Below are 20137 nucleotides of genomic sequence, written 5' to 3' on the forward strand. Positions count from 1 at the left end.
TGGCGGTGGTGGCGGCCACGGTGGGGGTAGCGGTGGTGGCGGCCACGGTGGGGGTAGCGGTGGTGGTGGCCACGGCGGTGGGGGAGGTCACGGAGGCGGCGGTCACGGCGGTGGGGGGCATGGAGGCGGCAGCGGTGGCAGTGGCGCAGGCCACGGCGGTAGCGGCCACAGCGGTGATGGCGGCGGTCATGCTAGCTCAGGTCGCGGTGAAAGTGGCCGCAACGGGGCGGATGATGGGGCCAACCATGAAGCGAATCACGAAGCCAGTCATGGTGTGGGTGAGGCCCACGGCGTAGGGCATGGTGCTGATGATGGGGTCAATCATGATGTCGGGGATGATCATGGAGGTGATCGGACCTGACATTCACTCACCTCATGCAGCCCGATCCTGTCGCCGGCAACCCGGCCACAGGCACCCCGCTGCATGTCAGCTGTTGCAGGCCTCATCGCTGGAATGTTTGCGTAGCCATGCCAGCGATGAGAAGCACCCGTCAGACGCGGAACTGGTCCATCAACCCCTGCTGCTGGTTGGCCAGGCTGTTGAGCGACTGGCTGACCCGCGCCGACTCGTTGGCCTGCCCGGACAACGACTCGGTGACATCGCGGATGGTCGCGACATTGCTGTTGATCTCTTCGGCCACTGCGCTCTGTTCTTCGGCGGCGGAGGCGATCTGCAGGTTCATGTCGGTGATCACGGTCACGGCCTGGCCGATGCGCTGCAGCGCGGTGACGGCCTGGCCGACCTGCTCCACACCGCCCTGGGCCTGGCGGTGGCTGTTGTCCATGGCGCCGACCACCTCGCGGGTGCCGGCCTGCAGGGCTTCGATGACCTGGCGGGTTTCTTCCACCGACTCCTGGGTGCGCTGGGCCAGGTTGCGCACTTCATCGGCGACCACGGCGAAGCCACGGCCGGCCTCACCGGCACGGGCGGCTTCGATGGCGGCATTGAGTGCCAGCAGGTTGGTCTGCTCGGCGATCGAGCGGATCACCTCCAGCACCGAGCCGATCTTCTCGCTGTTGTGGGCCAGCCCTTCGACCTCGGCCATCGCATGGCTCATGTCTGCTGCCAGTGTGTCGATGCTGCGGGTGGTGCGGTCGATCACCGCCAGGCCTTCGCGGGTCGCCTGGTCTGCTTCACGGGCGGCCTGTGCAGCCTGTGCGGCGCTGCGGGCGACATCCTGGGCCGTGGCGCTCATTTCGTGCGAGGCGGTGGCCGCCTGGTCGACCTGGCGGTATTGCTGTTCCATGCCGGCGCTGGTTTGCGTGGCAATCGCCGAGGACTGGTCGGCGGTGCTGCGGGCCGCCTGCACCGAGCGTTTGACCTCGGCGATGGTCGGCTGCAGTTTGTCCAGGAAGCGGTTGAACCAGCCGGCCAGTTCGCCGAGCTCGTCCTGTTTGTCATAGGTCAGGCGGCGGGTGAGGTCGCCTTCACCACTGGCGATGTCCTTGAGCATGGCCGCCACCCCGAGGATCGGCCGGGTCACGCCACGGGCCATCAGCCACACCAGCAGCAGGCCGGCAATCGCAGCGCCCAGGCCAAGGCCCAGCTCCAACAGGGTGCCGCTGGTGTTCAGGGCGTCGAGCTCTTGTTTCAGCGCCTCGGCCGGCCCGGTCAGGGCGTTTTCCGGCACATCCAGCAGCACCCCCCATGGCTGGGCGCCAGGGATCGGCTGGAACGCTGCGAGTACCTTGAGGCGTTGCTGGTCGTGGTGGACGCTCAATTTACCTTCGGCCAGCTTGCGTACCAGTTCGGCGCCTTTGCTGGTGTCAACTTGGTCAAAACGCTGGGCCAGCTTGCTGGCATCGGCACTGTAGCCGGCCAGCAGGCCCACGGGGCTGAGAATGCCGACCGTGGTGCGGCCTTCGTACAGGCTACGGCTGGCTTCCTGGCTCAGGGCCTGCAGGCTGTTGAGGTTGATGTCGATGGACAGGGTGGCGATCACCTTGCCGTTTACCGCCAGCGGGAACACGATGCTGGTCATCAGCACGCGGTGGCCGTCGATGTCGTAGAAGTATGGCTCCACCACGCAGACCTTGCCGCTGCTGCGCGGGCACACCCACCAAGTGTTGGCGGGCTGGCCGCTGGGGCCGATCTCGGTGTTGGCCATGTCGTGCTCGGGCAGAGCCATGGCGGTCAGCTGGCCCACGCGCGGCTGTGACCAGTACAGGGCGAAGCGGCCGGTTTCGTTGCTGCCAAGCTCGGGTTGGCCGGTGAAGAGGCTGTCCTTGCCATCCAAGGCATTGGGTTCGAACACCAGTGACAGGCCCAGCAGGTCGGGGTTGGCCTGCAGGGCTGCACGAACCTGGCGGGTCATGTCTTCGCGCAGGTCGTAGGCATCCAGGAAGCGCTTTTCCGCCTGTTCACGCAGGAACAGCACCTGGCGGGCGAACCCGGCGCCGTACTGGTAGGCATCCATGAACTGGCGGCTGATGTTCAAGGCCTGGACCTCGCCTTGCGACTCGATGCGCGCCTGCGCTGCCTCACTGAGCATCTTCTCGCTGCTGGCTTTGACCAGGTCCGAGCTGTGGTCCATGCGGTACAGCGAAAGGCCGACGAGCAGTGTGACGATGCTGGCCAGGCACAGGCCGGCAAGCAGGGTGATCTTCCACTGGATGGAAAGTTGTCGCAAAGGCATGGGGCGTCCCTTTTTTGAGGGTAAGGGTTTGGCTTTGGATCTTGGGTGGGGCTCAATCCCTCTGCTATATCGGCGGCCCCGGTTTTTTCTTTATTCAAACATTCAATTTAAATTTGCCGGCCCGCGTAATACGCCGCCGCCTGGCGCTTTTGACATCTGTGCGCCAGTGCTGCAGAGTGCGCGCTTTTTGTCTGCAGCTACGAGGAAAGCCAAACCATGAATGCAGTGATTGCCGCGGTAGGCATCATGCTGATACTCAGCCTGTCGCGCGTGCACGTGGTCATCGCCTTGATCATCGGCGCCCTGGCCGGTGGCCTGGTCGGTGGCCTGGGCATCGAGGGCACGCTCAAGGCCTTCAACGGCGGCCTGGGCGGTGGCGCCACGGTGGCGTTGTCCTACGCCTTGCTCGGCGCCTTTGCCGTGGCGATTGCCAAGTCCGGCCTGGCCCACGCCCTGGCCGACCGTGCGCTGGCGATGATCGACCGCCAGGGCCATGCCAGCGGCGGCAAGGTCAAGTGGCTGCTGATCGGCCTGATGCTGGTGGTGGCGGTGTCGTCGCAGAACATCCTGCCCATCCACATCGCCTTCATCCCGCTGCTGGTGCCGCCGCTGCTGTACGTGCTGACCCGTCTGCGCATCGACCGCCGGCTGATCGCCTGCGTGATCACCTTTGGCCTGATCACGCCGTACATGTTCCTGCCGGTAGGGTTTGGCAACATCTTCCTCAACGAGATCCTGCTGGCCAACGTTGCCCGCGCAGGCGTGGACGTGAGCGGTGTCAACGTCACCCATGCCATGGCCATTCCGGCGGCGGGCATGCTGGCCGGCTTGCTGCTGGCGGTGTTCTTCAGCTACCGCAAGAAGCGTGACTATGACCTGGCGCGCATCGAGCAGGTCGAGCAGGCCAGCGTGCAGTACAACCCGCTGACCCTGCTGGTGGCGGGGCTGGCGATCGCTGCGGCGTTCATCGTCCAGCTGTGGCTGGACTCGATGATCATCGGCGCCATGGTCGGTTTCCTGATCTTCTCGCTGTCGGGCATCGTGCGCTGGAAAGACACCGACGGCCTGTTCACCGAAGGCATGAAGATGATGGCCATGATCGGGTTCATCATGATCGCAGCTTCGGGTTTCGCCGAGGTGCTCAAAGCCACTGGCGAGGTCAACGGCCTGGTACAAACTTCGGCGCAATGGATCGACCACAGCAAGGGCGTTGGTGCCTTGCTGATGCTGTTGGTGGGGTTGCTGGTGACCATGGGCATCGGTTCGTCGTTCTCGACGGTGCCGATTCTGGCGGCGATCTTCGTGCCGCTGTGCGTGCAGCTGGGCTTCGACCCGCTGGCCACGGTGTGCATCGTCGGCACCGCCGGTGCCCTGGGCGATGCAGGCTCGCCGGCATCGGACTCGACCCTGGGGCCAACCTCGGGGCTCAACGTCGATGGCCAGCATCACCATATCTGGGACACCGTGGTACCGACGTTCATCCACTACAACCTGCCACTGATGGCGTTTGGCTGGCTGGCGGCGATGACGCTCTAGCGCATCAGCCCTTGTCGGGCGGCGGGGAAATGCGGTTGAGGACGGTGCTGCCGTCCTTGCTGCGGGTCAGGTACACCGGCAGCACCTTGGGCAGGTTGTCCACCAGGCGCTTGACTTCACGGGTGTTGTAGATGCCGCTGATGCGGATGCGGCCGGTGCTGGCATCGGCCAGCAGCAGGGGCGCATCGAGGTAGCGGTTGATCACTGGCAGTGCCTGTTCGAGGCTGAGGTTGTCGAGCACCAGCTTGCCGCTGCGCCAGGCCAGGCTGTTGCCATAGTCTTCGCTCTGGGCCAACTGCGGCTCGAAGTCGCCGGTGCGATAACTGGCCTGCATGCCTGGGCCAAGGCGGTAGCCGCCGGTGCTGCCGTCGCTGCTGACCAGCACCGAACCCTGTACCAGGGTGACCTTGACCTGGTCCTGATACTTCCACACGTTGAACTGGGTGCCAGTGACCCGGGTCTGGCCGTGGCCGGCACGCACGATGAAGGGGTGGGTGCTGTCATGCTGCACCTTGAAGAACGCCTCGCCTCGCTTGAGCGTGACCTGACGCTGGTCCTTGTAGTTGAAGTAGGTCAGTTCGGTGTTGAGGTTGAGCTCCACCGTGCTGCCGTCGCTCAGTTGCACGGTCCGCGCCTGGTCGCCTGCTTCAACGTGCTGGTAGTGGTTGGGTAGCCAGCCCTGTTCCCAGCCAACCCAGCCCGCCAGCGGCAACACCAGCAGGGCGATGGCTGCTGCCGAGGCCATGGGCCGCCAGTGGCGGCGTTGCCGCGCCATAGTGCGTACAGGTGGGTTGAAATCGATGACCGTGGCGTTGCGCGGCAGCAGGTCGGCGGTCTGCCAGATTTCCAGCATCGCCTGGTATTCATCAGCGTGGCGCGGGTCCGCTGCCAACCAGCGTGCGAATGTTTCACGCTCGGCCTGGGTGCAATCGTCGGCGTGCAGGCGCATGCACCACTGCGCGGCGGCGTCGGTGATGGCATCGTCTGGGCTGGGATTGAGGCGGTCTTGGTTCATTGCGGCTCCGGGTTTTGCGCATTCTACCCCTGCGAGGGGCCTCCCGAGAACCAAGGTAATGGCGAATGACTATCAGTTATGTGTGTTTTGATCGGTTTCGCCCGGATTTTCCAGCGTTTGAGAACCCTTCCCGGCACCCACCTGGCGTATGGCCCTGGGCTATTCCCATAGCCCCCTAACGAAAGCTTTGACATTTGCTGCCTAGGCAGTAATATTTTTACACAATTGCCCGAGCTGCTGCCGATGTCCCATTTCACCCCGCAAAACTTCCAGTCCTGCGCCATCGGCATGCTGCTGGGCCGCGCGGCGATCCTCAAGGACCGCATTCTCGACTGGCACCTCGAATCAGAAGGCGTTACCGCCGCGCAGTTCAAAGTGTTGATCATCGTCACCCAGTACCAGGTGGATACGCCGGCCGAGCTGTGCCGCTACCTGGGCCTGGACAGCGGCTCGATGACCCGCATGCTCGACCGCCTCGAGCACAAGGGCCTGATCTTGCGCAACCGCTGCGCCGACGACCGTCGCCAGGTACGCCTGGCCCTGACCGCCGAAGGCCAACGCCTGGCCGACCGCTTGCCCGAGATCGGCGCGGCGGCGATGAACGAACTGGTCGGCGTGCTGCAGCCTGATGAGCTCAAGACCCTTGAAGGCCTGCTGGCCAAGGTCCTGCTCGGTGCCGGCGACCCTCTGACGATCCGCCGCTTCGGCGATCGTTGATTCCTGTTTCATATTCCAAGGTATTGTCATGGCCAGTAACGCAGACACCTCAACTCCCTCCGCCGCACCCGAACCGTCGCGCAAGCGCAAAGTCTGGCTGCTTGGCCTGTTGCTGGTGGTGCTGCTTGCCGGCGCTGGCGCCTGGGCCTGGTACAGCCTGATCGGGCGCTGGCACGAAAGCACCGACGACGCCTACGTCAACGGCAATGTGGTGGAGATCACCCCGCTGGTCACCGGCACCGTCACCAGCATCGGCGCCGATGACGGCGACCTGGTGCATGCTGGCCAGGTGCTGTTGCAGTTCGACCCGGCCGACAGCGAGGTGGCCCTGCAGGCCGCGCAAGCCAAGCTGGCCCGTACGGTGCGCCAGGTGCGCGGCCTGTACAGCAACGTCGATTCCCTCAAGGCCCAGTTGCAGACACGCCAGGCCGAGTTGCAGAAGGCCCGGCAGAACTACAACCGGCGCAAGGTGCTGGCTGACAGCGGTGCGATCGCTGCTGAAGAAATCTCCCATGCCCGCGATGACCTGACCGTGGCCCAGGCCGCCGTCAACAGCGCGCGCCAGCAGCTCAATACCAGCACGGCGCTGGTGGACGACACGGTGGTGTCTTCGCACCCCGAGGTCATGGCCGCCGCCGCCGACCTGCGCCAGGCTTACCTGGACCACGCACGCACCACGCTGGTGGCGCCAGTCACCGGTTACGTCGCCAAACGTACCGTGCAGCTCGGCCAGCGTTTGCAGCCGGGCACCGCGACCATGGCAGTCATCCCGCTGGACGAGGTGTGGATCGACGCCAACTTCAAGGAAACCCAGCTGCGCGACATGCGTATCGGCCAACCCGTGGAAATCAGCGCCGACCTGTACGGCAGCGACGTGAAGTACAGCGGCACCGTCGACAGCCTGGGCGCCGGCACCGGCAGCGCGTTCGCCTTGCTGCCGGCACAGAACGCCACCGGCAACTGGATCAAGATCGTCCAGCGTGTACCGGTGCGCATTCACCTCAGCCCGGACCAGCTCAAGGCCCACCCGCTGCGCATTGGCCTGTCCACGGTGGTCGAGGTCGACTTGCACGATCAGAGCGGCCCGGCCCTGGCCCAACAGCCGCCGCAGCAGGCCAGCTACACCACCCAGGTGTACGACCGTCAGTTGGACGAAGCTGACCATCTGATCGCTCGGCTGATCCACGACAACAGCGCCCCTGGCAAGACGGCGCAACGATGAGCAACAACGCTGCGGCGCAGTTCACCCCGCCGAGCCTGCTGCTGACCACCATAGGCCTGTCGCTGGCAACGTTCATGCAGGTGCTCGACACCACCATCGCCAACGTGGCCTTGCCGACCATTTCCGGCAACCTGGGGGTGAGTTCCGAGCAGGGCACCTGGGTGATCACCTCGTTTGCGGTGAGCAATGCCATCGCATTGCCGCTGACCGGTTGGCTCAGCCGGCGCTTCGGTGAGGTCAAGCTGTTCATCTGGGCCACGCTGCTGTTCGTACTGGCGTCTTTCCTCTGCGGTATCTCGCAGTCGATGCCGGAGCTGGTGGGCTTTCGTGTGCTGCAGGGGGTGGTGGCCGGGCCGCTTTACCCGATGACCCAGACCTTGCTGATTGCCGTCTATCCGCCAGCCAAACGGGGGATGGCACTGGCGTTGCTGGCGATGGTCACGGTGGTGGCGCCGATTGCCGGGCCGATCCTGGGCGGGTGGATTACCGACAGTTACAGCTGGCCGTGGATCTTCTTCATCAACGTGCCGATCGGCTTGTTCGCTGCTGCGGTGGTGCGCCAGCAGATGCGCGCACGGCCGGTGGTGACCAGCCGCCAGCCCATGGACTACATCGGCCTGCTGACCTTAATTGTCGGTGTGGGCGCATTGCAGGTGGTGCTCGACAAGGGCAATGACCTGGACTGGTTCGAGTCGTCGTTCATCATCATCGGCAGCCTGATTTCGGTCGTGTTCCTGGCGATATTCATCATCTGGGAGCTGACGGACCGCCACCCGGTGGTCAACCTGCGGCTGTTCGCGCACCGTAATTTCCGCATCGGTACCATTGTGCTGGTGGGGGGCTATGCAGGCTTTTTCGGCATCAACCTGATCCTGCCCCAGTGGCTGCAGACGCAGATGGGCTACACCGCCACCTGGGCAGGCCTGGCAGTGGCACCGATCGGCCTGCTGCCGGTGATCATGTCGCCGTTCGTGGGCAAGTACGCGCAGCGTTTCGACTTGCGGGTGCTGGCGGGGTTGGCGTTCCTGGCCATCGGTGCCAGCTGCTTCATGCGCGCGGGCTTCACCAACGAGGTGGACTTCCAGCACATTGCCCTGGTGCAGCTGTTCATGGGGATTGGTGTGGCGCTGTTCTTCATGCCGACCTTGAGCATCCTGCTGTCGGACCTGCCGCCGCATCAGATCGCCGACGGGTCTGGCCTGGCGACGTTCCTGCGCACGTTGGGCGGCAGTTTTGCGGCGTCGTTGACCACGTGGATCTGGATCCGCCGGGCGGACCAGCATCATGCCTACCTGAGCGAGAACATCAGCCAGTTCGACCCGGCGACGCGGCACACGCTGGAGCAACTGGGCGGGGCAAACCCGCAAAGCTATGCGCAGCTGGAGCAGATACTCAACGGGCAGGCCTACATGATGTCGACGGTGGATTACTTCACCTTGATGGGCTGGGTGTTTGCCGGGTTGATTCTGCTGGTGTGGTTGGCCAAACCGCCGTTTGCTGCCAAGGCGGGGCCGGCTTCAGCGGGGCATTGAGCAGGCGCGGTTTTGGGGGCGGCGCTCAATTTTGCGCAAGCGGTTGGCGCACGCTCTTTCGCCGCGACGCGCTATGCTTGGCCCATGAGCACAGCACTTGCCTTACGCCAACCTTGCCCACCTGGCGCCTGTGACTGCGGCCGCGAGCACCTGGCCGCGCAGCCGCCTGCGGCCCAGCGCATCCTCCTGCTCACCCGCCAGGAGGAGAAGCGCCTGATCGAGCGGCTGGAAAACCTCAAGGACCTTGAAGACCTGCAGCGCTTGCAGGCCAGGATGTACGAGAACCTGGGCATTCGGCTGCATATCGCGCCCGGTTACAACGAGGTGCGTACCATGCGCGGGATAGTCATCGAGCTCGATGACCAGCCTGGGCTATGCCGCAAGACCCGCCAGTCGATCCCGGCGGCTATACGGCGGGGGTTGGAGCGCAATCCGCAGGTGGCTTATCGCTTGCTGGATACCCATGACTTGCTGAGGGATGCTTGAGCCCCAGAAGTTGTCATGCCCAAACGCTAATTTTTCGGATGTTTCCTACGTCTACCAGAGAGCCGCCCTACGCCAAGCGCGTACCGGCATCCATCACTCAAGGAGACAGGCAATGACTTCCGTTTTCGACCGCGACGATATCCAGTTCCAGGTAGTGGTCAACCACGAAGAGCAATATTCCATCTGGCCCGACTACAAGGCGATCCCCAACGGCTGGCGCGCTGTGGGCAAGAGCGGGCTGAAAAAGGACTGCCTGGCCTACATCGACGAAGTCTGGACCGATATGCGCCCGCTGAGCCTGCGCCAGAAGATGGCGGACGCTGCCGCACAGTGACCGCGCTCAACCTGCTGTGCCTGCCTTATTCCGGGGCCAGCGCCATGGTCTACAGCCGTTGGCGGCGCAAGCTGCCAGCCTGGCTGCAGGTACGCCCGGTCGAGTTGCCCGGGCGCGGCGCGCGCATGGGCGAGCCGCTGCACACCGACATGCAGGCCTTGGCCCGGCAACTGGCAGCCGAACAGCGCCAGGCCGCTGCTGCGCCGTATGCGCTGCTTGGCCATAGCCTGGGGGCGCTGCTGGCCTTCGAGCTGGCCCACGAGCTGCAGGCGCTGGGGTGCCCGCTACCGGTGGCGCTGTTCGCTTGCGGTACTGCGGCGCCCACCCGGCGTGAGGACTATGACGGCAAGAACTGGCGTGAGCCCAAGACCGATGACGAGCTGCGCAATGAACTGCGGGAACTCAATGGCACGCCGGAGGAGGTGCTGGCCAATGCCGAGCTGATGAGCCTGACGTTGCCGATCCTGCGGGCGGATTTCCTGCTCTGTGGCCGTTACAGCTACCGCCCAAGGCCTGCCTTGGCGTGCCCGCTGCATGTGCTGGGCGGGCAAGACGACCGCGCCAGTGAAGAGCAACTGCGGGCCTGGGGCCAGGAAACCCAGGGTGCATTCACCTTGCAGATGTTTCCGGGCAGCCACTTCTTCATCCATGAGCAGGAGGACCGTGTGCTCACGGCGCTGGCTGCAGCATTGGAGCCCCATCGGCTTTGCGCCTGATTGACGTTGCCGCTTGCCTTGGGGATGCTAGGCGTTTTCCCAGGCAAGAGGCAGACAATGCTGATCGATCCTCACCAGGCCACGTTGCTGGTCGTCGACATCCAGGAAAAGCTCATTGGCGCGATGAGCGACGCCGAGGGCACCCGCGCCCGGGCACGCTGGCTGCTGGCAGCATGCGCCGATCTCGCACTGCCGATCGTCATCAGCGAGCAATATCCCAAAGGGCTGGGTCACACCCTGCCCGAGCTTCTCGCCGCCGCCCCTGCAGCTGAAATCGTGGAAAAGACCCATTTTTCCTGCGTTGCGGCCCAGTGCCTGCCAGCCAGCCTGTTGGCGCGCGAGCAAGTAATCGTGTGCGGCATGGAAACCCACGTCTGCGTGCTGCAGACCGTGCTCGGCCTGCTGGGCCTGGGCAAGCAGGTGTTCCTGGTCGAGGATGCCTGCGACAGCCGTACCTTGGCCAACAAGGCTGCAGGGCTTGCGCGGATGCGGCAGGCCGGGGCGCAGGTAGTCACCCGCGAAATGGTGCTGTTCGAGCTCATGGGCAACGCCAGCCACCCGCAATTTCGCCACATCAGCAAGACCTATCTGGTCGGGGAGCAGCCCTGAACGGCCGGCTGCTGGCTGCCGGGTTGATGGCCCTGGCGCTGCTGCAGGGCTGCGCCGGGCGTCGTGAGGAAGAGCCTGAGGCCGACCCTGCCAAGGTGCGTGCCCAACTGGTGCGCTTGTTGCCAGCCCAGGCCAGGGACCGCGAGGCCTGGGCCAGGGATATCCAGGTGGCGTTCGAAGCCCAGCGCATCGCCCCGAGCAAGAGCAACCTGTGTGCGGTGCTGGCGGTGACCGAGCAGGAATCGACCTTCAATGCCGACCCGCAGGTCCCCAACCTTGGGCGCATTGCCCGTGCCGAGGTCGACCGCCGCGCGGCGAGCCTGCATATCCCGCGGTTGCTGGTGGACGGCGCGCTGAATACGGCTTCTGGCAATGGCCAGACGTATCAGCAGCGGCTGCTTGCGGTGCGCAGTGAGAAGCAACTGAGTGCACTGTACGACGAGTTCATAACCGGCCTGCCGCTGGGCCGGACCTTGCTGGGCGGGCTGAACCCGGTGCACACCGGTGGGCCGATGCAGGTTAGCGTCGAGTTTGCCGAGCAGCATGCCAAGGATTACCCCTACACCTACGACGGCACCATTCGCCAGGAGGTCTTCAGCCGTCGTGGCGGCATGTATTTCGGTATCGGCCATTTGCTGGGTTACCCCGCGCACTATGAGCGCCAGCTCTATCGCTTCGCCGACTTCAACGCGGGCTGGTACGCCAGCCGTAATGCCGCGTTTCAGGCGGCCCTGAGCAAGGTGACGGGCGTGCCCTTGGCCCTGGATGGTGACCTGATCGCCCCCGGCGCGATCATGCCCGGCAGCACCGAGCAGGCGGCGCGCAAGCTGGGTGTGAAGCTGGGGCTGCGTAACCCGCAGATCCGCAGCCAGCTGGAACTGGGTGACAGCCTGGCCTTCGAGGACAGCAAGCTGTACAGCGGGGTGTTCGCCCTGGCTGACGCAGCCGCAGGCAAGCCGGTGCCGCGCGCCAAGTTGCCGGGGATCGAACTGAAAAGCCCGAAAATCACCCGCAAGCTGACCACGGCGTGGTTTGCGGGGAGGGTGGATGAGCGGTATCAGCGGTGCATGAAACGCTAGGGCTGTCTGCCCTGGCCCGATCGCCGGCAAACCGGCGATCGGGCAGGTACAGGCTGCATCACCCTTTGCTCAGCGCCCCGACCACCTGATCGACACTGGCCTTGAGCCCGGCCACGGCGTCTTGCGGGTCACTTTCCACCACGAGCAACGTGGCCCCCGAGGCCTTGATCACCTCGGCCACTGCCGCATCCGGCTGCCGATGGTCCAGCACCAGCGCCACATCCTGGTTCTTGAGGTTCTCGCCCAGTGCCTTGAGCGCGGCGTCGTCCCACTTGCCCTCGGCCGGCAGTGCCTGTTCCACCACATCCAGGTTCAGGCCGCTGGCCAGGTAGCCCAGGCGCTCGGACAGGCTGACCACGCTGAGGTTGTCGATTTGGGCAAGCTTGGTCTGGCTGCTGGCGGTCAATTCCAGCAACTGGCGCTTGAGCCCCGCCAGGTTGCCCTGGATCTTCGCCTTGTCGGCGGGCGCCAGGCGTTCCAGGTCGTTGGCCAGCACGTCGGCCATGCGCCCAAGGTTGGTCGGGTTCAGCCAGGGGTAGGCGTTGTAGGCGTCATCGCCACTGACCGCGATGCCCGGCAGGGCACCGTCCACCGGCCGCGCTGCATCGATTTCGACGATGCGGATATTGCTGCGTCGGGCCATGGGGTACAGCGGGTCGTCACGCCAGATCGAGCGCAGGCCGATCACCGCATCGGCCTGCTGCGCCGCTTTGGCAAGGCTCGCGCCGCCACGGCTGCTGAAGTACGAAGGCTGGCGGCTGGCTGGCAGGTTGGCGGGCGCGGCGCGCTTGAGCTGCACGGCGGTGCCGTCGAGCAAGGCCGCAGCCAGGCTGTGGGTCACCGGCAGGGTGGTCAGCACCTCGGTGGCGAGGGCGAACGAGGGCAGGCCGGTGAGGGCCAGCCCCAGGGTGAGCTGTTTCAGGTTCATGCCGGGTTTCCTTGCAGGCGTGGGACGAGGGCGCGGGCCAGAGCCGCGAGGGCGAAGCAAATGCCGGCAACCAGGATGATCGCGGCACCCGACGGTACCGGCAGGTCAAAGACGATCGGCATCAGGATGCCCAGCAGCGTGCTCAGGGTGGCGATCAGTACCGAGATGAAGAAAAAGCCTTTGAGCGACTGGCTGACCAGGCGCGCGGCAGCGGCCGGAATCACCAGCAGCGCACCGACCAGGATTGCCCCGATCACCTTCACCGACGCCACCGTTACCAGTGTCACCAGCACCACGAACAGGTAGTCCAGAGTCTTCACTGCCACCCCGCGTACGGCGGCCAGCTGGGGGTTGAAGCTGGCCAGGATGATGCGGTTGTACAGCGGCAGGGCCAGCGCCAGCACCAGGGCAGCGACGATGCCCAGCACCACCAGGTCCTGGGCGCTGACCGTCAGCACCGAGCCGAACAGCACATTCTCGAGGATGTGCACGTTGATCTTGCCGGCCAGCATCAGCAGCAGGCTCGCGCCCAAAGCCAGCGACACCGAAAGGAACACCCCGATCAGCGTGTCAGGCGACAGCCCGGTGCGGTTGCGCAGGAAGTTGAGCAGGATGCCGAACAGCAGGCAGTAGCCGAACAGGCTGCCGTAAGGCCCGGTATAGGGTTCGCCGAGCAGGATGCCGATGGCCACCCCGGTCAGGGCGGCATGCCCGACGGCTTCGGAGAAGAAGGCAAAGCGCTTGACCACCACCAGGGTGCCCAGGCCGCCCAGTACCGGGCCGATCATCAGGCCGGCGAGCAGTGCGTTGATCACGAAACCGTAGGCCAGTGCCTCGGGCAGGTAGCCAGCGCCGGCCCATTCCTGGACCAGTTGGCGGAATGCTTCGTAGCTCATCAGGTGCGGCCCTCGCTGCGCGGGTGGACGGAGAACAGGCTCAGCAGGCGCTCCGGGGTAAGGGCTTGGGCAGGTGGGGCGTCGAACAGTACCTGGCGGCTCAGCCCGGTGACCCGGTCGGCCAGGCGCAGCACCGCTTGCAGGTCGTGTTCGATCCACAGCACGGTGGTGCCGGCCTGGCGCCAGCCCTGCAGCAAGTGCTCGAACACCCGGATGCCGGCTTCATCGAGCGCCGACATGGGCTCGTCGAGCACCAGCAACTGCGGCTCGGGGATCAAACCCTGGGCCAGCAGCACGCGCTGGCGTTCGCCGCCCGACAAAGCGCCCATGCGCCGCTTGCGTTTGTCGAGCATGCCGACCTGCGCCAGCGCTGCGTCGATGGCCGGTTGCACGCGGCGCGAAAGGCCGAGAAAGGCTGGGCGGCGTTGGCACATTGCGGCCATGAAGTCGTCCACGGTCATCGGCAGGCCACGGTCGAACTCCAGCGCCTGGGGGACGTAACCGATCACCTGCTGCTCGCCCGGCCAGTGCAGGGTCAGTTGGCCCTGGTGTGGCATCTGCCCGAGCAGGGTCTTGATCAGCGAGCTTTTACCGCCGCCGTTGGGCCCGACGATGGCATGTACGCTGCCGGCGGCGACGCTGAACTGGACCTGTTCCAGGATGCGCGTGCGGCCAAGCGTCAGGTCTATGCCAGCGAATTCGATGCCGGGCCCGCCGCGCACCATGAGGTTGGCGGCCGCGGTCATGCGCGGTTCTCCTGAATGGCGCGGACCACGGTGTCGAGGTTGCGCTTCATCTCTACTTCGTATTTGTCCTTGGTGTACTCGCCGTAGGAAATGTGCGTCAGCGGATACAGGCGCACACCGGACTCACGCTGGATGGTCTCGACATAGGCCGACGGGAAGTCCATTTCCGAGAAGATCACCTTGACGTCCAGCGCCTTGAGCTGGTCGATGGTTTTCTTCAACTGTGCCGGGCTCGGTTCGATGCCGTGGGCCGGCTCCACCACTGCCGTGACCTCCAGGCCGAAATCGCGCACCAGGTAGTCGTAGGCTGCATGAATGGTGGCCACACGGAAGTTGGCGCCGGGCGCTTCGGTGACCTTGGCCAGCGCCTCGGCGCGCAAGCCGCGCAGGCGCTTGGCGTAGGCGCGGGCATTCTGGGTGTAGAACCTGGCGTTGTCCGGGTCGAGCTTGCCCAGTTCACGGGCGATGTTGTTGACCTGGGCAATGGTGGTGCTGATGGACAGGAAGGTGTGCGGGTTGACCACTTTGCCGGCACCGCGGGCGGCGATGCCGGTGGCCGCCAGCAGCGGCACGTTCTGGTTGGCTTCGATGGTCTTGATGTCGGGCTTTTCACTGGCAGCGATCATGCGGTCGGCGAAATCGTCATGGCCGACGCCGTTGAGCACCACCACGTCCAGGCTGCCGATACGCTTGATGTCCTCGGCACGTGGCTCGTAGGCGTGCGGGTTGAAGCCTGCGGGAATCAGCGGCACCACTTCGGCCTTGTCGCCGACGATATTGCTCACATAGCTGTAGTACGGGTGCAGGGTAATGCCGATGCGCAAGGGCTTGCCGGTGTCGGCCAGGGCCAGGGCCGGTAACGCGAGGGCCAGGAGCAGGGTGAGGGCGGAGCGCAACATGGGGAATTCCTTGGGTTCAGTGACGGTGTTCGCGGGTGACCCCGGCGTCGTAATGGCTAGCCACTTGCTGCCAGCCAGCGGCGATCAGGGCTGCCTGGCCAAGGTCGTCCGGCATCACCGCGGCGCTGTCGCGGCGCAGCCAGACGTCAGGCTGGGCGCTGTGCTCGTGCGGCACGATCAGCAAAAAGCTGCCGGCGACCTGCGGGGCCTGGCTGCGACCCAGATAGGCGCCAGCCTCCAGCCACTGCCATTGGTGGCTGCCACGGCTCTGGCTGCCGGCATCTACCACGAACGGTGGCAAGCCTTCCTCGGCCAACGACGCCACACTGGGTACGGCGGCGGTTTCTTCGCGCAGCAACTGAACCTCGTCGAATGCGACGCGAAGGTCGGTATAGATGCCTTGTTCGGCGGGCGTCAGGTCGCGGCGGGCGTCGATCTGGTGGCTGGCGATGGGCTGCTCGTCTTCGCGTTCACCGCGCATCAGCACCACGCAGGCGGCGACGATGACGATCAGCAGGCTGACCAGCAGCACGTAGAGGGTTTCGTGCCCGGCGCCGGCGGGGCGCACCACCTGGGTGCGGCTCAGGGTAGGGCCGCTCATGGTTGCGCGATGTCGGCGTAGTCGACTTCCACCACGTGGCCGGGGCCGGCATCGAACAGCACGTAGAACTCGCCGTCGGGGCGCTTGAAGGTAAGCGTCGAGTCATCGCCCAGCTTGCCGCCGACCAGTACCTGCTCGTCATAGCCGATCACGTCCAGGGTCACGCCCGGGGCGCCGCTGCCATCCGAGAAGCCACCGGTGCATTTGACCTGGCCGCCATCGAGTTCTTCGCACTCGCACATCGGGTTGTGGGCCAGGGCCGGGCCTGCGGCCAGCACCAGCAGGGGCAGGGCGAGCCTGCGCATCATGTGCTTCATTTCTTGCCTCCTTGTTTTTCGAGCCAGGCCACGGTGGCTGGCGAAGCCTTGCTCAGCGGGACCGATGCCTGATGCATGCTGCCGTCCCAGCCTTCGAGGGTGATCCAGATCTGCGCGTCGGGCTTGGTGCGCGCAGGGATCGGCAGGTTGGTACCCATGCGGTAGGGCGCGCCGAAGAAGATGGTGCCGGCGGCGCGCAGGCTGCGGGGTTTGCCGATGCGCAGGTACACGGCTTTGACGTCGTTGATGCAGGCTTTGCAAAGCGCGGCGTTGAAGGGCTTGAAGTAGCCCGCCGGGCCGTCGGCGCGGGGCGCTTCGCTGCGCAGTTCGGCCAGGTCCAGGCTGTAAGGGCCAACCTGAATATCGCTGATCTGGTTCACGCCCAAGCCGGCATCACCGCGAAACAGCTTGGCGTCGGCGAAATACTTGGGCATGAAGCCCAGCGGGATGAGAATCAGCAGAATGTTCAAGTGAAAGCGCCACTTCAGCCACCACTGCTTGAGTGGGCGGGTGGGCAGGGCCTGGGCCTGGCTCATGGGCGGATCTCCACGGGGGTGTCGCTGGCGGTGGCGCGGGGCGCACGCTCGCTGCGCTTGAGGGCGGCGGCGGTCGCCTGGGCGGTACGCTTGGTCCAGATCAGCAGGCCACTGAACACCATCAGCGTCAGGATAAGGCCGAAGAAGAACCAGATCAGTTTGACCGGCAGGCCGCCAAAGTCGCCGGTGTGCAGTGGGCGCATGGATTCGGTGACGAACTCAAGGGCGGAGCGGTCGCTGATCAGGAACTGGCTGTCGACGTTACGCGTGTAGGGGTTGATGTTGGCACTCTGGAACATCAGCGGGTACCAGCCCGGGCCGTTCAGGGTGATGTGGCTGTAGGCCGTGGCGGGCAGCGAGATGGCGTTGATTTCAAGGCCAGGAATGGCCAGGCCGGCGATGCGCGCCGCTTCGTCCAGGTCGATGCGCGGGGCAGGGCTGCCATCGGCGGTTTGCGGTACATCTTCCCGGGCGATCACAGGTGTGATCGGTTGGCTGGAGATCGTGATGTGGTTATCGAACAGGATCGCCTGGATCAGGAACCAGGTGCCGGTGATGGCAATGACCGCGATGAACCAGATCGACCAGACCCCGGCCAGGCGATGCAGGTCGCCCCAGAAAATGCGCGAGCCGTGGCCGGTGCGAATGGGCTTGAAGAAGCCTTTCCAGAACTTCTTGTACACCACCAGGCCAGTCACCAGCGAAGCGAGCATCGGCAGGCCCAGCAGCGAGACCAGGTACCAGCCCCAACTGAAACCGTTGGTGAAGGGCACCAGCCACCAGCCGTGCAAGGCACGGGTGAACGCCTCGAAGTTGAAGTCCGGGACCTTGCCCTGGATGGCCCCGGTGTAGGGGTTGACGTACAGCGTCGGGCTGCTGCCGTCGGGCAGGGTAACCCCGGCGTTGAGCGCAAAGTGCGAACCGTCCGGCTGCCTCAGTGTGCGCACCACCATATCCGGTTCGGCCTTGTGCAGGGCGTCGAGCACTTGCTGGAAACTCAGGCGTTCGGCGCTGTCGTCGGGCTTGTTGGCGCGCACATCGGCGTTGGCCAGCCAGACGATTTCCTGGCTGACCACGGCGAGCATGCCGGTGAAGCAGACGATCAGCACGAAGAACCAGATCGGCAGGGCGAGCCAGCTGTGGACCAGGAACCACAGCTTGGACTTGGATTTTTTGGTTGATTTGGCCATCGGTCGGTCTTCTGAAAATGAGGGTCGAGCATATGCCCAACCACAGGGGCTGCATCTATAAAGACGAATGAGAATGGAAATCCTGCCTATTTAAATGCAAGCAAATATTTCAGAAAAGCAAAAGCCGACAAGGCGCGGGGCGCCGTGTCGGCTTGAAGGCCGCAGAGGGTCAGGCGCTGGTGAGGGCGACCGGCGGTTGCGCTTTGCCGTGTCGGCGGGCGAGGTCCTGGTACAGCGCCTGGCCGATTTCTGCGGCACGGGACGGCAGTACCGACAGCAGGGTGTCGCTCAGGCCATGGCTGCCCTCACAGAAGCCTTGCAGGTAAACCGACGCTTCAAGGTCCGGGCTGGACAGTACCCGGTAGTTGCGGTCGACGTTGAAATCCTCGAGGTAACCGGCCAGCGGTGCCAGCAGGTCGCGATGCGAGCGGCGCTCGTAGCCGGTGGCCAGAATGACCGCATCATAACGGTGGGTCTGATGCTGGTCGGTGGCCAGGTCGCGCAGGGTGAGTTCGATGCCGTCGCGGGTGGCGACAACCGCTTCCACCTGGCGACGGCACAGCACGTTGTGGCGCACCTGATGCGAAACCTTCTGGCGGTAGAGGATGCCGTAGATGCGCTCGATCAGGTCCAGGTCGACCACTGAGTAGTTGGTGTTGTGGTATTCACCCAGCAGCTTGGCGCGCTGCTCGGCCGGCTCGTTGTAGACCAGGTCGGTGTAGTCCGGCGAGAAGATCTCGTTGACGAACGGGCTGTCGTCCGCAGGCTTGAGCGCTGAACCGCGCAGTATCATGTCGACCTTGACCGACGGGTAGCTGTCATTGAGGTCGATGAATGCTTCTGCGGCGCTCTGGCCAGAGCCGATTACCGCGATGCGCATCGGTTTGCCCTCGGTGCATGGCAACTTTTGCAGGCTGCTCAGGTACTGGGAGTGGTGGAAGACGCGCGGGTCGTCCTTGAAGGCGCCGAATTTTTCCGGGATTTTCGGCGTACCGCCCGTGCCGACCACGACCGAACGGGTACGCCGGGTGTATTCACGGCCCTGCGCATCTTGAGAGACCAGGCGCAAATGCTCGACACGGCCAGCCTTAACTTCCGGCTCGATGCGCAGCACTTGCTCGCCATAGACGGCTTGAGTGGCGAAATGCTCGGCGGCCCAGCGCAGGTAGTCGTTGTACTCCAGGCGGCAGGGGTAGAAGGTGCCCAGGTTGATGAAATCGGCCAGGCGCTGCTTCTGGTGCAAGTAGTTGACGAAACTGTAGGGGCTGGTGGGGTTGCGCAGCGAGACCAGATCCTTGAGGAAGGATATCTGCAGCTCGCTCTGGGTCGCCAGCGTTTCACCATGCCAGCGGTATTGCTTCTGCTTGTCGATGAACAGCGCGTCGAGGGCGCGGCCTTGGGTGTGGGCGAGTTCCTCCAGGGCGATGGCCAAGGCCAGGTTGGAAGGGCCAAAGCCCACGCCGATCAGATCCTTGATGGTTTCCGGGTTTGAAGACTGGCTCATGGCTGCGATCCCATAATGGTCGAATGTGTGCGCCCGCCGGGGCTCCGGCGCCTGCGTGAGTACATTGGTTGGAACGAGCCATGTACCGGGGAATTTACTGGGGGCATTGCGCACAGCTTGTGCAGCCGGGCTAAAGAAGTGCGCCGCGTGGCCGATAGGCAGGTCAACGCAAGGACCTATTTCAAGGCAGGGACCGGAACATGGCAGGTATCGCGGCAATCACCATCAACAACGTTTCGGCGCAGGCCGCCGGCAGCAATGAAACGGTAAAAAGCGAAGACGCACAGAAAAGTGGAGCGTCGGCCGCGTCGGCAGAAACGCCCAAGGCTCAGGGTGGCGGCGGTGCGCAAGGTGCGCAGCAAAGCGATGAAAGTTCGGAGCCTGCGCACATCAAGCAATTGCGCGAGATGATCAAGCAGCTGCAAAAGCAGTTGGCCGAAGAGCAGAAGCAGTTGGCCAACCTGATGGCGCAGAAAATGGAAGAGACAGCCAAGACCGCTGCCGTGAGCGCCAGGCAGGCGAGCATTACCACGCTCAATGGCCAGATCATGACCGCCACGTCGCAACTGCTCGAAGCGTTGCAGGAGACGGGTGGCAGCACTGCGGGTACGGTCGTCAGCACTCAGGCCTGAGCCTGT

General features: G+C 64.6%; 23 protein-coding genes and 1 pseudogene. 10 read left to right on the top strand and 14 right to left on the bottom strand.

All coding sequences use genetic code 11. The annotated features are described in order from the left end of the window. The 4 genes and pseudogenes from EGJ09_RS26490 to EGJ09_RS26965 all read right to left on the bottom strand — a co-directional run. A partial coding sequence (locus EGJ09_RS26490) for a hypothetical protein (protein WP_177433130.1) occupies nucleotides 1–190 on the bottom strand: 190 nt, incomplete at its 3' end. Between the two features lie 6 nt (nucleotides 191–196). Continuing rightward, nucleotides 197–364 carry a hypothetical protein gene (locus tag EGJ09_RS26395; protein WP_158621119.1) on the bottom strand — a complete coding sequence of 56 codons (168 nt, stop codon included), beginning with the start codon at nucleotides 362–364 and terminating at the stop codon, nucleotides 197–199. A 127-nt stretch (nucleotides 365–491) separates the two neighbouring features. Further along, nucleotides 492–1247 (bottom strand): methyl-accepting chemotaxis protein, encoded by a 756-nt coding sequence (locus tag EGJ09_RS26960; RefSeq protein WP_371316831.1) that lies wholly within the window; start codon nucleotides 1245–1247, stop codon nucleotides 492–494. Nucleotides 1248–1349: 102 nt separating this feature from the next. After that, nucleotides 1350–2636 (bottom strand): annotated as a pseudogene (locus tag EGJ09_RS26965) (HAMP domain-containing protein); the annotation flags it as partial. A 216-nt stretch (nucleotides 2637–2852) separates the two neighbouring features. Between EGJ09_RS26965 and EGJ09_RS00015 the strand changes: the two are divergent. Then, entirely contained in the window at nucleotides 2853–4172 is a 1320-nt protein-coding gene (locus EGJ09_RS00015; RefSeq protein ID WP_125922854.1) for a Na+/H+ antiporter family protein, read from the top strand. A 4-nt stretch (nucleotides 4173–4176) separates the two neighbouring features. Here the strand turns inward: EGJ09_RS00015 and EGJ09_RS00020 are convergent, their stop codons facing one another. Further along, a complete protein-coding gene (locus tag EGJ09_RS00020) occupies nucleotides 4177–5187 on the bottom strand; it encodes a FecR family protein (RefSeq protein WP_119688742.1) in 1011 nt (336 codons plus the stop codon). Between the two features lie 243 nt (nucleotides 5188–5430). On the opposite strand from EGJ09_RS00020, the gene EGJ09_RS00025 reads away from it, so the two are divergent. The 8 genes from EGJ09_RS00025 (at nucleotide 5431) to EGJ09_RS00060 (ending at nucleotide 11882) form a co-directional block, all read left to right on the top strand. Then, nucleotides 5431–5904: a MarR family winged helix-turn-helix transcriptional regulator gene (locus EGJ09_RS00025; RefSeq protein ID WP_039603231.1), complete on the top strand. Its 474-nt coding sequence runs from the start codon at nucleotides 5431–5433 to the stop codon at nucleotides 5902–5904. 28 nt (nucleotides 5905–5932) lie between these two features. After that, nucleotides 5933–7126: an HlyD family efflux transporter periplasmic adaptor subunit gene (locus tag EGJ09_RS00030; RefSeq protein ID WP_125922855.1), complete on the top strand. Its 1194-nt coding sequence runs from the start codon at nucleotides 5933–5935 to the stop codon at nucleotides 7124–7126. Next, nucleotides 7123–8658 carry a DHA2 family efflux MFS transporter permease subunit gene (locus tag EGJ09_RS00035; protein ID WP_046785623.1) on the top strand — a complete coding sequence of 512 codons (1536 nt, stop codon included), beginning with the start codon at nucleotides 7123–7125 and terminating at the stop codon, nucleotides 8656–8658. Before EGJ09_RS00030 ends, EGJ09_RS00035 begins: the two co-directional genes overlap by 4 nt. Before the next feature lie 84 nt (nucleotides 8659–8742). Then, nucleotides 8743–9144 (top strand): hypothetical protein, encoded by a 402-nt coding sequence (locus EGJ09_RS00040; protein WP_119689145.1) that lies wholly within the window; start codon nucleotides 8743–8745, stop codon nucleotides 9142–9144. Nucleotides 9145–9256: 112 nt separating this feature from the next. Further along, nucleotides 9257–9478, top strand: coding sequence for an MbtH family protein (locus EGJ09_RS00045; RefSeq protein ID WP_012313972.1), 222 nt, complete (start codon nucleotides 9257–9259; stop codon nucleotides 9476–9478). Beyond that, a complete protein-coding gene (locus tag EGJ09_RS00050) occupies nucleotides 9475–10194 on the top strand; it encodes a thioesterase II family protein (RefSeq protein WP_125922856.1) in 720 nt (239 codons plus the stop codon). Before EGJ09_RS00045 ends, EGJ09_RS00050 begins: the two co-directional genes overlap by 4 nt. Nucleotides 10195–10251: 57 nt before the next feature. Further along, the gene (locus tag EGJ09_RS00055; protein WP_046785619.1) at nucleotides 10252–10803 is read left to right on the top strand and encodes a hydrolase; all 552 of its coding nucleotides are present in this window, start codon (nucleotides 10252–10254) and stop codon (nucleotides 10801–10803) included. A 26-nt stretch (nucleotides 10804–10829) separates the two neighbouring features. Further along, complete coding sequence (locus EGJ09_RS00060) at nucleotides 10830–11882, top strand: DUF1615 domain-containing protein (RefSeq protein ID WP_125922857.1); 1053 nt, start codon at nucleotides 10830–10832, stop codon at nucleotides 11880–11882. A gap of 58 nt (nucleotides 11883–11940) precedes the next feature. Here EGJ09_RS00060 and EGJ09_RS00065 read toward each other — a convergent pair whose 3' ends face one another. The 9 genes from EGJ09_RS00065 to EGJ09_RS00105 all read right to left on the bottom strand — a co-directional run bounded on the left by EGJ09_RS00065 (nucleotide 11941) and on the right by EGJ09_RS00105 (nucleotide 19499). Then, complete coding sequence (locus EGJ09_RS00065; RefSeq protein ID WP_125922858.1) at nucleotides 11941–12810, bottom strand: metal ABC transporter solute-binding protein, Zn/Mn family; 870 nt, start codon at nucleotides 12808–12810, stop codon at nucleotides 11941–11943. After that, nucleotides 12807–13706 (bottom strand): metal ABC transporter permease, encoded by a 900-nt coding sequence (locus tag EGJ09_RS00070; RefSeq protein ID WP_046785616.1) that lies wholly within the window; start codon nucleotides 13704–13706, stop codon nucleotides 12807–12809. The genes EGJ09_RS00065 and EGJ09_RS00070 overlap by 4 nt, the downstream gene beginning before the upstream one ends. After that, complete coding sequence (locus EGJ09_RS00075) at nucleotides 13706–14452, bottom strand: metal ABC transporter ATP-binding protein (RefSeq protein ID WP_046785615.1); 747 nt, start codon at nucleotides 14450–14452, stop codon at nucleotides 13706–13708. Before EGJ09_RS00075 ends, EGJ09_RS00070 begins: the two co-directional genes overlap by 1 nt. Further along, the gene (locus tag EGJ09_RS00080; RefSeq protein ID WP_012313979.1) at nucleotides 14449–15351 is read right to left on the bottom strand and encodes a metal ABC transporter substrate-binding protein; all 903 of its coding nucleotides are present in this window, start codon (nucleotides 15349–15351) and stop codon (nucleotides 14449–14451) included. Before EGJ09_RS00080 ends, EGJ09_RS00075 begins: the two co-directional genes overlap by 4 nt. Nucleotides 15352–15367: 16 nt before the next feature. Beyond that, nucleotides 15368–15937: a DUF6162 family protein gene (locus tag EGJ09_RS00085; RefSeq protein ID WP_125923152.1), complete on the bottom strand. Its 570-nt coding sequence runs from the start codon at nucleotides 15935–15937 to the stop codon at nucleotides 15368–15370. Between the two features lie 11 nt (nucleotides 15938–15948). Beyond that, nucleotides 15949–16269 carry a hypothetical protein gene (locus EGJ09_RS00090; protein WP_012313981.1) on the bottom strand — a complete coding sequence of 107 codons (321 nt, stop codon included), beginning with the start codon at nucleotides 16267–16269 and terminating at the stop codon, nucleotides 15949–15951. Continuing rightward, entirely contained in the window at nucleotides 16266–16805 is a 540-nt protein-coding gene (locus EGJ09_RS00095; protein ID WP_046785613.1) for a hypothetical protein, read from the bottom strand. Before EGJ09_RS00095 ends, EGJ09_RS00090 begins: the two co-directional genes overlap by 4 nt. Next, nucleotides 16802–17995 (bottom strand): PepSY domain-containing protein, encoded by a 1194-nt coding sequence (locus EGJ09_RS00100; protein ID WP_115275179.1) that lies wholly within the window; start codon nucleotides 17993–17995, stop codon nucleotides 16802–16804. The genes EGJ09_RS00095 and EGJ09_RS00100 overlap by 4 nt, the downstream gene beginning before the upstream one ends. A 169-nt stretch (nucleotides 17996–18164) precedes the next feature. After that, nucleotides 18165–19499 carry a lysine N(6)-hydroxylase/L-ornithine N(5)-oxygenase family protein gene (locus EGJ09_RS00105; protein WP_125922859.1) on the bottom strand — a complete coding sequence of 445 codons (1335 nt, stop codon included), beginning with the start codon at nucleotides 19497–19499 and terminating at the stop codon, nucleotides 18165–18167. 200 nt (nucleotides 19500–19699) lie between these two features. Between EGJ09_RS00105 and EGJ09_RS00110 the strand changes: the two genes are divergently transcribed. Beyond that, nucleotides 19700–20131: a hypothetical protein gene (locus tag EGJ09_RS00110; RefSeq protein WP_125922860.1), complete on the top strand. Its 432-nt coding sequence runs from the start codon at nucleotides 19700–19702 to the stop codon at nucleotides 20129–20131. Nucleotides 20132–20137: the final 6 nt, after the last annotated feature.

The organism is Pseudomonas sp. p106 (genome assembly GCF_003936645.1).
Classification (GTDB): Bacteria; Pseudomonadota; Gammaproteobacteria; order Pseudomonadales; family Pseudomonadaceae; genus Aquipseudomonas; species Aquipseudomonas putida_E.

What these genes read in the sequence shown, in the direction of transcription:
- EGJ09_RS00095 (WP_046785613.1), bottom strand. Translation starts at nt 16,805, where the DNA reads ATGAGCCAGGCCCAGGCCCTGCCCACCCGCCCACTCAAGCAGTGGTGG.
- EGJ09_RS00070 (WP_046785616.1), bottom strand. Translation starts at nt 13,706, where the DNA reads ATGAGCTACGAAGCATTCCGCCAACTGGTCCAGGAATGGGCCGGCGCT.
- EGJ09_RS26960 (WP_371316831.1), bottom strand. Translation starts at nt 1,247, where the DNA reads ATGGAACAGCAATACCGCCAGGTCGACCAGGCGGCCACCGCCTCGCAC.
- EGJ09_RS00060 (WP_125922857.1), top strand. Translation starts at nt 10,830, where the DNA reads ATGGCCCTGGCGCTGCTGCAGGGCTGCGCCGGGCGTCGTGAGGAAGAG.
- EGJ09_RS26395 (WP_158621119.1), bottom strand. Translation starts at nt 364, where the DNA reads ATGTCAGGTCCGATCACCTCCATGATCATCCCCGACATCATGATTGAC.
- EGJ09_RS00040 (WP_119689145.1), top strand. Translation starts at nt 8,743, where the DNA reads ATGAGCACAGCACTTGCCTTACGCCAACCTTGCCCACCTGGCGCCTGT.
- EGJ09_RS00090 (WP_012313981.1), bottom strand. Translation starts at nt 16,269, where the DNA reads ATGAAGCACATGATGCGCAGGCTCGCCCTGCCCCTGCTGGTGCTGGCC.
- EGJ09_RS00105 (WP_125922859.1), bottom strand. Translation starts at nt 19,499, where the DNA reads ATGAGCCAGTCTTCAAACCCGGAAACCATCAAGGATCTGATCGGCGTG.
- EGJ09_RS00020 (WP_119688742.1), bottom strand. Translation starts at nt 5,187, where the DNA reads ATGAACCAAGACCGCCTCAATCCCAGCCCAGACGATGCCATCACCGAC.
- EGJ09_RS00100 (WP_115275179.1), bottom strand. Translation starts at nt 17,995, where the DNA reads ATGGCCAAATCAACCAAAAAATCCAAGTCCAAGCTGTGGTTCCTGGTC.
- EGJ09_RS00035 (WP_046785623.1), top strand. Translation starts at nt 7,123, where the DNA reads ATGAGCAACAACGCTGCGGCGCAGTTCACCCCGCCGAGCCTGCTGCTG.
- EGJ09_RS00080 (WP_012313979.1), bottom strand. Translation starts at nt 15,351, where the DNA reads ATGTTGCGCTCCGCCCTCACCCTGCTCCTGGCCCTCGCGTTACCGGCC.
- EGJ09_RS00025 (WP_039603231.1), top strand. Translation starts at nt 5,431, where the DNA reads ATGTCCCATTTCACCCCGCAAAACTTCCAGTCCTGCGCCATCGGCATG.
- EGJ09_RS00015 (WP_125922854.1), top strand. Translation starts at nt 2,853, where the DNA reads ATGAATGCAGTGATTGCCGCGGTAGGCATCATGCTGATACTCAGCCTG.
- EGJ09_RS00045 (WP_012313972.1), top strand. Translation starts at nt 9,257, where the DNA reads ATGACTTCCGTTTTCGACCGCGACGATATCCAGTTCCAGGTAGTGGTC.
- EGJ09_RS00055 (WP_046785619.1), top strand. Translation starts at nt 10,252, where the DNA reads ATGCTGATCGATCCTCACCAGGCCACGTTGCTGGTCGTCGACATCCAG.
- EGJ09_RS00030 (WP_125922855.1), top strand. Translation starts at nt 5,933, where the DNA reads ATGGCCAGTAACGCAGACACCTCAACTCCCTCCGCCGCACCCGAACCG.
- EGJ09_RS00075 (WP_046785615.1), bottom strand. Translation starts at nt 14,452, where the DNA reads ATGACCGCGGCCGCCAACCTCATGGTGCGCGGCGGGCCCGGCATCGAA.
- EGJ09_RS00110 (WP_125922860.1), top strand. Translation starts at nt 19,700, where the DNA reads ATGGCAGGTATCGCGGCAATCACCATCAACAACGTTTCGGCGCAGGCC.
- EGJ09_RS00065 (WP_125922858.1), bottom strand. Translation starts at nt 12,810, where the DNA reads ATGAACCTGAAACAGCTCACCCTGGGGCTGGCCCTCACCGGCCTGCCC.